General features: G+C 64.4%; 12 protein-coding genes. All 12 read left to right on the forward strand.

Annotated features, from left to right (window positions below):
• The first annotated feature begins 24 nt into the window (after positions 1–24).
• A complete protein-coding gene (locus CN311_RS17530; protein WP_097575003.1) occupies positions 25–855 on the forward strand; it encodes a 5-oxoprolinase subunit PxpA in 831 nt (276 codons plus the stop codon).
• Positions 852–1,094 carry an acetyl-CoA carboxylase gene (locus tag CN311_RS17535; RefSeq protein ID WP_097575004.1) on the forward strand — a complete coding sequence of 81 codons (243 nt, stop codon included), beginning with the start codon at positions 852–854 and terminating at the stop codon, positions 1,092–1,094. The genes CN311_RS17530 and CN311_RS17535 overlap by 4 nt, the downstream gene beginning before the upstream one ends.
• Positions 1,091–2,476, forward strand: coding sequence for an acetyl-CoA carboxylase biotin carboxylase subunit (locus CN311_RS17540; protein ID WP_097575005.1), 1,386 nt, complete (start codon positions 1,091–1,093; stop codon positions 2,474–2,476). Before CN311_RS17535 ends, CN311_RS17540 begins: the two co-directional genes overlap by 4 nt.
• Complete coding sequence (locus CN311_RS17545) at positions 2,476–3,351, forward strand: 5-oxoprolinase subunit B family protein (RefSeq protein ID WP_097575006.1); 876 nt, start codon at positions 2,476–2,478, stop codon at positions 3,349–3,351. The genes CN311_RS17540 and CN311_RS17545 overlap by 1 nt, the downstream gene beginning before the upstream one ends.
• Positions 3,341–4,312 (forward strand): 5-oxoprolinase subunit C family protein, encoded by a 972-nt coding sequence (locus CN311_RS17550; protein WP_097575007.1) that lies wholly within the window; start codon positions 3,341–3,343, stop codon positions 4,310–4,312. The genes CN311_RS17545 and CN311_RS17550 overlap by 11 nt, the downstream gene beginning before the upstream one ends.
• Positions 4,313–4,389: 77 nt before the next feature.
• A complete protein-coding gene (gene torT, locus CN311_RS17555) occupies positions 4,390–5,460 on the forward strand; it encodes a TMAO reductase system periplasmic protein TorT (protein WP_097575008.1) in 1,071 nt (356 codons plus the stop codon).
• Between the two features lie 64 nt (positions 5,461–5,524).
• Positions 5,525–7,042, forward strand: coding sequence for a sugar ABC transporter ATP-binding protein (locus CN311_RS17560; RefSeq protein WP_208866520.1), 1,518 nt, complete (start codon positions 5,525–5,527; stop codon positions 7,040–7,042).
• A complete protein-coding gene (locus tag CN311_RS17565; RefSeq protein ID WP_097575009.1) occupies positions 7,039–8,082 on the forward strand; it encodes an ABC transporter permease in 1,044 nt (347 codons plus the stop codon). Before CN311_RS17560 ends, CN311_RS17565 begins: the two co-directional genes overlap by 4 nt.
• A 32-nt stretch (positions 8,083–8,114) precedes the next feature.
• A complete protein-coding gene (locus CN311_RS17570) occupies positions 8,115–8,717 on the forward strand; it encodes a biotin transporter BioY (protein ID WP_097575010.1) in 603 nt (200 codons plus the stop codon).
• A 69-nt stretch (positions 8,718–8,786) separates the two neighbouring features.
• Positions 8,787–9,644: an FAD binding domain-containing protein gene (locus tag CN311_RS17575; RefSeq protein ID WP_097575011.1), complete on the forward strand. Its 858-nt coding sequence runs from the start codon at positions 8,787–8,789 to the stop codon at positions 9,642–9,644.
• Positions 9,645–9,674: 30 nt separating this feature from the next.
• Positions 9,675–10,133 (forward strand): (2Fe-2S)-binding protein, encoded by a 459-nt coding sequence (locus CN311_RS17580; protein WP_097575012.1) that lies wholly within the window; start codon positions 9,675–9,677, stop codon positions 10,131–10,133.
• Positions 10,134–10,136: 3 nt separating this feature from the next.
• The coding region (locus CN311_RS17585) for a xanthine dehydrogenase family protein molybdopterin-binding subunit (protein ID WP_097575013.1) at positions 10,137–12,077 on the forward strand (1,941 nt) is incomplete at its 3' end.

Below are 12,077 nucleotides of genomic sequence, written 5' to 3' on the forward strand. Positions count from 1 at the left end.
GGGAACCGCGCTGGCAATCAGCGCATGAATTGCAAAGGGAGCAACGTGCCGGTCACGGTTGTCGACATCAATTGCGATATGGGTGAGGCGTTCGGCCAATGGCGGCTGAGCGAGACCGACGATGCCAGCCTGATGGAGCTGATCAGCTCCGCCAACATCGCCGCCGGCTTCCATGCCGGCGATCCCAATCTCATGGACGCCACCGTGCGGCTCGCGACCCAGCACGGCGTCGGCATCGGTGTCCATCCGGGCTATCGGGATCTGCAGGGTTTCGGCCGCCGCAAGATCAACGGCAGCAGCGACGAGATCATCAACGACATCGTCTACCAGATCGGCGCGCTGCGCGAATTTGCCCGCCGTCACGGCGCCAATCTGCAGCACGTCAAGCCGCACGGCGCGCTCTACATGGAGCTTGCCGCCGACGAGGCGCTGTCGCGATCCTTCATCAAGCTGATGCGCACCGTGGCGCCCAACGCTTTCGTTTTCTGCATGGGGATGTCGCAGACCTATCGAACCGCCATTGAAGCCGGCCAGCCGGTGATAAGGGAGTTCTACGCCGACCGGGACTATGACCGCTCCGGCTCGATCGTCTTCACGCGCCACGTCGGCAAACTCGATCCGGCCGCAATTGCCGACAAGGTCGTGCGCGCATGTCTTGAGGGCAAGGTTCGCACCGTCGACGGCGCCGAGATCGACATCGATTTCGAATCGATCTGCTTTCATTCCGACACGCCGGGTTGCCTGGAGATCGCCGGCAACATGCGTTCCGCGCTGGTCGCGAACGGGATCCGCATCGCGCCGGTGTCGGAAGTGTCCGCCCAACAGGCCTATGCCGCCATCAGGGGATCAAAATGAGCAAAGCCGAAATCAAATCGCCGCTGCCCGGCATGTTCTACCGCAGGCCCTCGCCCGACAGCGCGCCGTTCAAGAACGATGGCGACAGCGTTTCCGCGGCCGATGTGATCGGCCTCGTAGAGGTGATGAAGTCCTTCCATGAAGTGACGGCCGGCATCGACGGCAAGGCGATCCGTTTCCTGGTCGATGACGCCGACGCGATAATGGCCGGCCAGGCGCTTGCCGAGGTCGAATCATGACCATCCGTTCCGTCCTGGTTGCCAATCGGGGCGAGATCGCGGTGCGGATCATCCGCGCGGCGAAAGCCCTGGGCTTGCGGACCGTCCAGGTGCATAGCCAGGCCGATGCCGGTTCGCTGGCGGTGCAACTGGCCGACGAGGCGATCGACATCGGGCCGCCGGCAGCGAAGAAATCCTATCTCAACGTCGAGGCGGTGATCGCCGCGGCCAAGGCAGCCAAGGTCGACGCCGTCCACCCGGGCTACGGTTTCCTGTCGGAGAATGCCGACTTCGCCGAAGCCGTGGTTGCGGTGGGAATGAAGTTCGTCGGCCCGGACGCGGCGGCGATCCGGCTGCTTGGCGACAAGGTCGCGGCCCGCCAGGTCGCGGCCAGGGCTGGCGTGCCGACGGTGCCGGGCAGCGATGGGCGTGTGTCCGACCTCGCCGAGGCGGCGGCGATCGTCTCGCGCATCGGCTTTCCGGTGATGATCAAGGCGGCGGCCGGCGGCGGCGGGCGCGGCATCCGCATCGCGCATTCGCTTGAGGAATTCGAGCGCCATTTCCCGCAGGCCTCGGCGGAGGCCGCGGCAGCTTTCGGCGATGGCGGCCTCTACATCGAGAAGGTGATCGAAAAGGCGCGGCATATCGAGGTGCAGATCCTCGGCGACGGCACGAATTTCGTTCATTGCTATGAACGCGAGTGCTCGTTGCAACGGCGGCGGCAAAAGGTCTGGGAAGAAGCCCCGGCCGTTGGCCTGCCGGCCGACGTGCGCAAACGTCTTTGCGACAGCGCCGTCGCCCTGGCGCGCTCGGTCGGCTACAGCGGTGCGGGAACGGTCGAATATCTCTACGACGACGCCAGCCGCGATTTCTATTTCATCGAGGTCAACACCCGCATCCAGGTCGAGCATCCGGTGACGGAGATGATCACCGGGCTCGATCTCGTCCAAGAAATGCTGCGCATCGCCGGCGGCCAGCCTTTGTCGGTCAGGCAGGAAGATATCGCAATTGCCGGCCACGCGATCGAGTGCCGGATCAATGCCGAGGACCCTTACAAGGGTTTCATGCCCGGTCCGGGCACGGTGGAGACGCTTGCCGTGCCGGAAGGCGAAGGCATCCGCTTCGACACCATGCTCTTTGCCGGCTACACGGTGCCGCCTTTCTACGATTCGCTTTTGGGAAAGCTGATCGTGCACGGCCCCGATCGCGCCGCCTGCCTGGCGAGGCTGCGCACCGCTCTTGCCGGTCTCAAGATCATCGGCATTCCGACGACCGTACCACTGCACGAGGCGCTCGCCGCCGATGTCGACGTGGCGGCGGGACGCTTCCACACGCGTTTTCTCGAGAACTGGCTGGAAACGAAATTCGCCGCTTCGCCGAGCGGCGCGAGGGAGGTGGCCTGATGAAGAACCGCTATTCATTCGGAGGCGACGAGCATCTCTTCGTCGAGTGCGACGAGAGCATGTCGCTGGAGGCATTCTTCAAGAGCCTGTCGATGACCAATGCCGTGCGCGACAGCCAGATCAAGGGGGTGACCGAGATCTGCCCGGCCAACGCCTCGTTCCAGATCAAGTTCAATCCCGACATCATCCGGCCCGACGATATGCTGCGCGAAGTGCAGGCCATTGAAAGTGCGGCCAGCAAGACCGATCCGGTGATCGCGACAAGGATCATCGAGATCCCGGTGTTCTACCAGGATCCCTGGACACACGAGACGCTGATGCGCTTTCGCGAGCGCCACCAGGATCCCAAGGCCACCGATCTCGAATACGCCGCCCGCATCAACAACTATGCAACCGTCGACGACTTCATCGCCGCCCATGCTGGATCGCCATGGTTCGTCTCGATGGTCGGCTTCGTCGCCGGACTGCCGTTCATGTATCAGATGGTCGATCGGCCACGGCAGATCCAAGTGCCGAAATACCTCAGGCCGCGCACCGATACGCCAAAGCTGACCATCGGCTATGGCGGCTGTTTTTCCTGCATCTATTCGGTCCGCGGCGCCGGCGGCTACCAGATGTTCGGCATCACGCCGATGCCGATCTTCGATCCGGAGCAGAAGACCAGCTACCTCCGCGACTTCATGGTGTTCTTCCGTCCGGGCGACATCGTCAAGTTCAAGCCGATCGGCCGCGATGAATACGACCACACCGTCGAGCAAGTCGCCGCAGGCCGGTTCACCCCCGCAATCAGCGACGTCACTTTCGACCTGCGTGAATTCCAGAAGGACATAGACGGCTACAACGCCAGGCTGGAGGGCATGATCAATGGCCGTTAAAGTACTCAACCCGGGGCTTTCGACCACGGTTCAGGATCTTGGCCGTCCCGGCTACTTTCACCTTGGCATCCCGATCGGTGGTGCCATGGACCGGCTGGCGCTGCGCGCGGCAAATTTGCTCGTCGGCAATGACGAGGGCGCTGCCGGCCTGGAAGCAGTGTTCGTCGGACCGCATCTCGAATTCACCCGCGACGCGGTGATCGCGATGACCGGCGCCGACATGCCGATCAAGCTCGACGGCGAGGAAAAGCCGTCCTGGACCGCGCTGAAGGTCAGAGCAGGCCAGGTGCTGAGTTTCGGTTTCCTGCAGACTGGCGCGCGTATCTACATCGCGATCGCCGGCGGCATCGATGTGCCGCTCGCACTTGGCAGCCGCTCGACCTACCCGATCGGTGCGCTGGGCGGCTTCAAGGGCCGCGCCATCGCCAAGGACGACGAATTGCCTGTCGGCAATGCCGCTGGCGGCAAGGAAGGGCGCAGCATTCCCGAAGCGTTGCGCCGGCGACCGGGAATGCCGGCCGAACTGCGGGTCTTGCCTGGCCTCTACTGGCACCGGGTCACCGAGCAATCGCACCGGAACTTCTTCGATGACCAATGGAAGGTGGCGCCCGAGGCCGACCGCATGGGCTATCGTTTCCGTGGCGGCCGTCCCTTGCAGTTCGTCGAGCGCGACCAGCCCTTCGGCGCCGGGTCGGACCCATCGAACATCGTCGACAGCTGCTACCCCTACGGCTCGATCCAGGTTCCGGGCGGCACCGAGCCGATCATCCTGCATCGCGACGCGGTCTCCGGCGGCGGCTACTTCATGGTCGGCACCGTCGTTTCAGCGGACATGGACCTGATCGGCCAGTTGCAGCCGAACACGCCCACCAGATTCGCCAAGGTCGATATGGACGGCGCGCTGAAAGCCCGCGCCGACCGGGCAGCATTGCTCGACAGGATCAGGAGCGTTTTCGCCTGAGAAAGGGCAACCGACATTTGGGTAAGTGCGGCCGAACCGTCGGAAGGCGGCGGCCGATAACAAGAAAGGGGAATGACATGAGAAATCTCAAAAAAATGATGCTAGTGACGGCGGCAGCCTTGATCGCCGGGGGCGCCGCTTATGCCGCCGACTGGTCGCCCTATGACGCCGAGAAGATCGAACCGCCCTTCGCCGCCGATGGCAAGCCGATGGACGTCTCCTACGTGGCGCTGGACAAGGCTTCGCAACCCTGGAAGATCTGCGTTTCATTCCCGCACATGAAGGACGCCTACTGGCTGGGCGTCGACTATGGCGTTGCCGAGGAAGCCAAGCGCCTCGGCGTGAAGATGAATCTGGTCGAGGCCGGCGGTTACACCGAACTCAACAAACAGATCTCGCAGATCGAGGACTGCGTGGCGAGCGGCGCGCAGGCCGTCGTCATCGGCGCGATCTCCTTCGATGGCCTCAACAATCTCGTCTCCGAGATCCACAAGAAGGGCATCCCGGTCATCGACGTCATCAACGGCATCTCATCGCCGGATGTCTCGGCGAAGTCGCTGGTCTCGTTCTACACGATGGGATCCTCGGCCGGCGAATATCTGGCCAAGAAACATCCCGCAGGCAGCGAGGAAGTCGAGGTCGGCTGGTTTCCGGGACCGGCTGGAGCGGGCTGGGTCGAGGCCGCCAACAAGGGCTTCCTCGATGCGGTGAAGGGTTCGGCCGTGAAGGTCCTTGACCCGAAGTTCGGCGACACCGGCAAGGAAGTGCAACTCAAACTCGTCGAGGACGAGCTGCAGGCCAATCCGAAGATCCGCTACATCGCCGGAACCGCGGTCACCGCCGAAGCCGCGCAAGGCATCATTCGTGAGCAAGGGCTGCAAGGCAAGGTGGATCTGTTGGCCTTCTACATGACGCCGGGCGTCTATGAAGGCATCAAGCGCGGCCTCATCCTGGCAGCACCCGCCGACTCCATGGTCATCCAGGGCCGTATCGCGATCGACCAGGCCGTCCGCATCCTGGAGAAGAAGGAATACATCAAGCATGTCGGCCCCAAGATCTTCGTGGTCGACTCCGCCAACGTCAACGATGTTCCGCAGACCAATATCCTGCCGCCGGAAGGTTACAAACCGGTCTTCAACGTGGAATGATCCCAAACGGGCCGGCCCCCCACATGAGGGGCCGGTTCTCCGGTGGGAACCGATGGATGCGCTGATGCCGCCCCCAATGCCGCCTCTTGTCGAGATGACCGGAATTACCAAGACGTTCCTGAGCGTCAAGGCGCTCAGCAATGTCGACTTCCGGCTTCTGCCTGGGGAAGTGCATGTGCTGTTCGGCGAGAACGGTGCCGGCAAGTCGACGCTGATCTCGATATTGTCGGGGGTCTACAAGCAGACATCGGGCTCGCTCAGGATCGACGGTCAGGAGGTCGAACTGCAATCGGTCCACGATGCCGCGAAATTCGGCATCGGCACCGTGTTCCAGGAGTTCTCGCTGGTGCCGACACTGCGGGTCTATGAGAATGTCTATCTCGGGCGCGAGCCCAGGCGCGGCCTGTTCCTCGACCGTCGCGCCATGATCGCCGGCGCGCAAAATCTCTTCGACGAACTGGACTTCGAGATCGACGTCCGGCGTCCCGTCTCTGCTCTCTCTCGGGCCGAGCAGCAGATGGTCGAGATCGCCAAGGCTTTCCTGGCCAAGGCGCGCGTCCTGATCCTCGACGAACCGACCGCGTCGCTGACCGAAAAGGAGACGCGCAAACTGTTCGGCTTCATCGCCAGGGCAAGGGCCGAGGGCGTCGGCATCATCTATATTTCCCACCGCATCCAGGAATTCGCCGAGATCGCCGACCAGATCAGCGTGCTGCGCGACGGCAGGATGATCGCCACGGTCTCCGCCAAGGAGACTTCCGAACACGCGCTGGTCGAACTGATGACCGGTCGCGCGATCGATCAGATTTATCCCGAGATCGCGCGCCGCACTGATGGGGAAATCGTGTTGTCCCTGACCGACATCGTCAGCGCCGGCGTGCATGGCGTTTCCGTCGACGTGCGCGCCGGCGAAGTCCTCGGCGTCGCCGGCCTTGTGGGCAGCGGCAAGTCGCGGCTCTGGCGCAGCGTGCTCGGCCTCCAGCCGATACGGGCGGGCCGCGTCATACTGAAGGGCAGGGACGTGACCGGCAAGGCGACGCGCGAGCTCCTGCGCGGCGGCGTATTCTACCTGCCGCCCGACCGCAAGACCGAAGGCCTGCAGCTGACCGCGACGGCCCGCGACAACATCGCGCTTTCGCTGCTCGGCCGCGACGATGTCTCGAACCGCATCGGCTTCATCTCGCCGCGCCGCAGCCGCGAACTTGCCGACGGCATCGCCGCGCGCGTCGATGTTTCACCATCTTATCTGAACCGTTCCGTATCCAAGCTGTCCGGCGGCAACCAGCAGAAGGTGCTGTTCGGCAAGGGCTTCGCCAAGGAACACGACATCTATATTTTCGACGAGCCGACCGTAGGCGTCGACATGGGCACCAGGTCGGCGCTCTACCGGCTCATCAAGGAAATCGCCGAGGCCGGCAAGGCCGTCGTGGTCGTCTCGTCCGACCTGACGGAAGTCATGCATCTGGCCCATCGCCTGGTCGTCTTCTCCAAGGGCCGGATCGCCGCCGAGCTGACCGGCGCCGCCATCTCGGAAGAGAACGTCCTCAAACACTTCTTCGCTGACACGAGGGTACCGGCATGACCGTCTCCCAAGGCTCCCCGGTCCTGACCGAAACCGAAGCGCCGAAACGAAATCTTGTGCTCGCGGCCATCCGTGGCCTGTTCCTGAGGGTCGGCGTGTTGCCGTTCTTCCTTGCCGCCACGCTGGTCGTGTTCGCTCTGGTCTCGGCGCAGTTCCTGTCGATCCAGAACCTGACCAATGTCGCGCGCCAGTCGGTCTACCTCGTGCTCGTTTCGCTCGGGCAGATGCTGGTGCTCATCACCGGCGGGTTCGACCTTTCGGTCGGCACGGCGATTGCGCTGACATCGGTCGTGTCGGCGCTCGCCATGGTCGCGCTTGTCGCCGCAATGCCCGACCTCGTCTGGCTGGCGATCCTTCTCGGCGCGTTCGCCGGCTTCGGCGCCGCATTGCTTGTCGGCTGCCTCAACGGGCTTGGCGTCGCCCAGTTCGGCGTGTCGCCCTTCATCATGACGCTCGGGCTGCAATCGATCGGCGCGGGCATTGCCCTGTTCCTGACCGGCGGCGTTCCGGTGTCGGGATTGCCGTTCGATTTCGGCAATTTCTTCGGCTTTGGCCGGGTTTTCGGCGTGCCGGTCCCGGTGCTGTTCGCCATCGTCGCCATTATCGTCATGTGGCTGATCATGAACCGCACCATCTTCGGCGCCCATGTCTATGCGGTCGGCGGCAACCTCAAGGCGGCCAATCTGTCGGGCGTCAACACCAGGAAGGTGCTGTTCTTCGCCTACGCTCTCTGTGCACTGCTTGCCTCCCTTGCCGGCGTGCTGATGACGGCGCGCGTCGAGTCCGGCGAGACCAATCTCGGCGGCACCATCGCGCTTGAATCCATCGCCGCCTGCGTCATTGCCGGCGTGTCGCTGCGCGGCGGTATCGGCCGCGTCGAGAATGTTGTGCTCGGCGCGTTCTTCATCGTGCTTCTCCAGAACGGCATGAACATCGCGCAGATCGGCTCCTACCTGCAGATGGTGCTGCTGGGGTCGCTGCTCGTGCTCGCCGTCATCCTCGATCAGGTCCGCTATCGCATGCTGGTCGGCAGCCGCTGACGGCATCCGCCCAATCCAGAAAGGAACGAGACATGTCCTCCACGACGCTTTACCCTACACTGGCCGACAGAACTTTCTCCGGGCCCAACACGGCACTGCGCAACGCCGTGCTGGTCGTTGCCGGATCGCTGGCGCTGTGGCTGTCGGCCAAGCTGCAGGTTCCGTTCTATCCGGTGCCGATGACCATGCAGACCTTCGTCGTCCTCGTGATCGGAACGGCCTTCGGATGGCGTCTCGGTGCGGCGACGGTGGCGCTTTACCTCGCTGAAGGCGCGGTCGGACTTCCGGTTTTCGCCGGAGCGCCCGAAAAGGGCATCGGCCTCGCCTATATGGTCGGCCCGACCGGCGGCTATCTGCTCGGCTATCTGCCCGCCGCGGCTTTGTGCGGCTTCCTCGCCAGCCGCGGCTGGGACCGCAGGATCGCGACCATGGCGCTTTCCATGCTTGTGGGGACTGTCGTCATCTACGCCTTCGGTCTGTCCTGGCTCGGCACCGTCGTCGGATGGGACAAGCCGGTGCTTGCCTGGGGACTTTATCCGTTCGTCCTCGGCGACCTGCTCAAGCTCGCGCTTGCCGCGGCGGTGTTGCCGATGGCGTGGCGGCTTTCCGGCGGCCAGCCGAGCGCCAGCCTCTGATCGATATCGCCGGCCGATCGCCGATCCGGGCCGGCGGCGTCCGCACATGCCGCAGGAGGACTTCGCCGTATGCCAGCCAGCACAGGGGAGCGTCTCTACGTCGCCACGTCGCTCGCCGACGCCGTTGCGGCGTTGGCTGATCGGGGATCGGCCGGCGCACCGCTTGCCGGCGCCACATGGATCATGCGGGCGCCGATCCGGCGTGAAGAGCTACGCTCGTCCTATGTCGGCATCGGTGGGATCGCAGAGTTGTGTGCCGTCGAATTGACGGATGGCGAAATCCGCATCGGCGCCTGCGTCACCCATGCCGGCCTGATCGCGGCACTGGCCGGTGTCGAGGGATGCGACGGCCTGGTCGCGGCCGCGGGCGGAGCCGCAAACCCGGCCGTACGGCAGATGGCGACCGTGGGTGGCAATCTCTGCGCTTCGGACTTTCCAGCTTCCGATCTTTCGCCTGCTCTGCTGTGCCTCGACGCATCAGTGGAGCTTCGCACGCCGGGCGGTCGGGAGCGCATGCCGGTTGGCCGCCTGCTGGATGTCCGCCGCACGCTCGAACCGGGCACACTGGTGACCGGCGTGGTGATCGCGCGCAAGTCCCTGCGAACCGGCCATGCCCGGCTGCCGTTGCGCAAGGCGGGCGACTACCCCGTGGCGATCGTCAGCATGGCTGTTGCGCTAGGGTCGGAGGGGTCGATCGAAGATATCAAGGTGGCCGTGGGTTCCGTCGAAGCTTCGGCACGGCGCTGGCCGCAATTGGAGGAGCAGCTTTTGGGGCGTCCGCTGGACCCGGCCAGGGCGCACGAACTGGCCAAGGCCGGCGCCGGCGTCTTCGCCGGGCGTGAGAGCGTCGAAGCGCCGGGATGGTATCGGGTACAGGTCCTGTCGACCCTGGTGCGGCGGGCGGCGCAAGCCGCTCTTGCAGCGTAGCAGTACGAACAAGCTTGAAAGCGAACGGCCATGCCGACAAACCTGGTGATAAATGGCGAAGACCGGATCTCGTCTCGCGGTTCGATGACGCCGCTCATCGATGTGCTGCGCGATGAGTTTTTTCTCACCGGCGCGAAGGTGGCGTGCCGGGAAGGGGTCTGTGGCGCATGCACCGTGCATCTCGACGGCCGGCCGGTCGTGTCCTGCCTGGTGCCGCTCGGTACCGTCGAGGGGCGGGACGTGCGCACCGTCGAGTCGCTCGCGGTTGCCGGCGAGCCGTCGCCTCTGCAACTGATCATGGAGGAGCACGACGTCGTCCAGTGTGGCATGTGCTTTCCCGGCATCCTGATGGTGCTCACGAGTTTCTTCCAAGAGCGCCCGCACGCCGAAAGAGACGAGATCAAGGCGGCGCTCGTCGGCAATATCTGCCGGTGCACAGGCTATGAGCGTCTGGTCGATGCAGCCGTTGCATTGGCGAGGCGGAGCTGAAAGATGGCGACCGCTGACCCATCAGGCGCCGTGATGAACCTGCCCCGTCGCGACGCGCGCGACAAGTTGCTCGGCCGCACGCGTTACACGGTCGACCGTATGCCTCCACGGCTGCTCCACGCGGCGGTGCTTCGCTCGGAGATCGCGTCGGCGCGTATCATAAGGATCGACACCACGCGCGCCAGGCGGATGCCGGGCGTGCGCGCCATAGCCCTTGCCGAAGACGCGCCGGGAATGCACGGTATCGGCATCGCCGATCATCCGCTCTTCGCCTCGGGCGTCATCCGCTTTCACGGCGAGCAGATTGCCGCGGTCGCCGCCGACACCTACGAGCAGGCCCAAGCGGCCGCGCGCGCGATCGAGGTTGAGCTTGAACCTCTTCCTCCCGTGCTCACCATGGCCGACGCGCTGGCGCCCGGCGCGCCATTGGTTCACCCCGACTGGAAGAGTTACGAAATTCTGTTCGAAGGCGGTGCGCGCGGCGGCAATGTCGCCTGGGAGGCGACCGTGATCCGGGGAGACACCGACGCGGCATTTGCGCGAGACGACGTCGTCATTGTCGAGAGCAGCTTTCGGGTCGGCCGGCAGAACCATGTTTCGCTCGAAGGCCGGGCCGTCGTCGCCACCTACGAGGACGGGCGCTACCACATCGAGACGTCGACACAAGTGCCGTGGACGGTGCGGAACATGACCTCGAAGCTTCTCGGCGTTCCGGCCTCCCAGGTGCATGTCACGGTGCCGCCGGTGGGTGGTGCCTTCGGCCAGAAATTCGACTGCACGCTCGAACCTTACGCCGCGATCCTGGCGCGTAAGTCCGGGCAGCCGGTACGTCTCGTCTATTCCAGGCAGGAGGAGATGCTGACCTGCCTCTGCCGCGAGAATGCCGACATCAAGATTCGTTCGGCGGTGACGAAGGAAGGCGAGATCGTCGGCCGTGAAGCTGTGGTGCTGATGGATTGCGGCGCCTATGGTGGCGAGCAGATCTTCCTGACCACGATGACGGCGCACACGCTCGGCGGCAACTACAAGCTCGGATCGATCAAGCTGGCGACACGCGCCATCTATACCAATACCCCACCCAATGGTGCCTTTCGCGCCTGCAATGGCGTCTACAACACCTTTGCATTGGAGTGCCATACCGACGAGATCTGCGAGGCCATAGGCATGGATCCGCTCGAATTCAAGCGGCGGAACGTGCTGGGCGACGGCGACCTCGGCGCGACGGGTCAGGTCTTCGAGGGCGATGTGCTCGGACCGATGCTCGACCGCATGGAACGCCTACGTGAAAAGTCGCCCTCCAGGAAACATCTGGCGGGCGATCGCCTGTACGGCCGCGCCACCGTGGTGGGGACCTGGTTCATCTTCGTCGGTCCCTCGACGGCGACCATCAACCTCAATGCCGACGGCAGCGCGACGCTCATCACCGCCGGCGTGGAACTTGGTCAGGGCACGATGGTACAGGCATTGCCGCAGATCGTCGCCCACGAACTCGGCATCCACCCGGATGATGTCGTCGTCCGCAACGCCGACACGGATGCAGCCGGTTTCGATCTCGGCGTTGGCGGCGGACGCACGACCGTCTCGGTCGGCGCGGCGAGCGTCGCCGCCGCGGCGGACGTTCGCAACAAGATCCTGAAAATTGCGAGCGAGTTGCTCCAAACCCCGCCGGACCGGTTGGTACTGCGCGACGGGCGGGTCGAGATCGCCGGGATCGAGGGATCGGGGACGACCATTGCCAAGGTCGTCCAGCGCGCGCACCAGGTTACGGGCCCGGTGGTCGGCAGCGGCTCGTTCGCCAATCCCGGCGCTCCGGCAATGCCCGGCTGCGCGGCGGGCCATTTCATCGACGCCATCGATATTCCCGTCTTCAACGTCCACGACTGCGAGGTCGCCGTGGACCCCGAGACCGGCCATGTCGAAATCCTGAGCTACAAGGTGGTGCAG

It is taken from the genome of Mesorhizobium sanjuanii (assembly GCF_002529485.1).
GTDB classification, from domain to species: domain Bacteria; phylum Pseudomonadota; class Alphaproteobacteria; order Rhizobiales; family Rhizobiaceae; genus Mesorhizobium; species Mesorhizobium sanjuanii.

Excerpts from the sequence above, each read along its gene's own strand:
- CN311_RS17570 (WP_097575010.1), top strand. The coding sequence starts at position 8,115 with ATGTCCTCCACGACGCTTTACCCTACACTGGCCGACAGAACTTTCTCC.
- CN311_RS17580 (WP_097575012.1), top strand. The coding sequence starts at position 9,675 with ATGCCGACAAACCTGGTGATAAATGGCGAAGACCGGATCTCGTCTCGC.
- CN311_RS17530 (WP_097575003.1), top strand. The coding sequence starts at position 25 with ATGAATTGCAAAGGGAGCAACGTGCCGGTCACGGTTGTCGACATCAAT.
- CN311_RS17545 (WP_097575006.1), top strand. The coding sequence starts at position 2,476 with ATGAAGAACCGCTATTCATTCGGAGGCGACGAGCATCTCTTCGTCGAG.
- CN311_RS17575 (WP_097575011.1), top strand. The coding sequence starts at position 8,787 with ATGCCAGCCAGCACAGGGGAGCGTCTCTACGTCGCCACGTCGCTCGCC.
- CN311_RS17565 (WP_097575009.1), top strand. The coding sequence starts at position 7,039 with ATGACCGTCTCCCAAGGCTCCCCGGTCCTGACCGAAACCGAAGCGCCG.
- torT (WP_097575008.1), top strand. The coding sequence starts at position 4,390 with ATGAGAAATCTCAAAAAAATGATGCTAGTGACGGCGGCAGCCTTGATC.
- CN311_RS17550 (WP_097575007.1), top strand. The coding sequence starts at position 3,341 with ATGGCCGTTAAAGTACTCAACCCGGGGCTTTCGACCACGGTTCAGGAT.
- CN311_RS17560 (WP_208866520.1), top strand. The coding sequence starts at position 5,525 with ATGCCGCCCCCAATGCCGCCTCTTGTCGAGATGACCGGAATTACCAAG.
- CN311_RS17535 (WP_097575004.1), top strand. The coding sequence starts at position 852 with ATGAGCAAAGCCGAAATCAAATCGCCGCTGCCCGGCATGTTCTACCGC.
- CN311_RS17540 (WP_097575005.1), top strand. The coding sequence starts at position 1,091 with ATGACCATCCGTTCCGTCCTGGTTGCCAATCGGGGCGAGATCGCGGTG.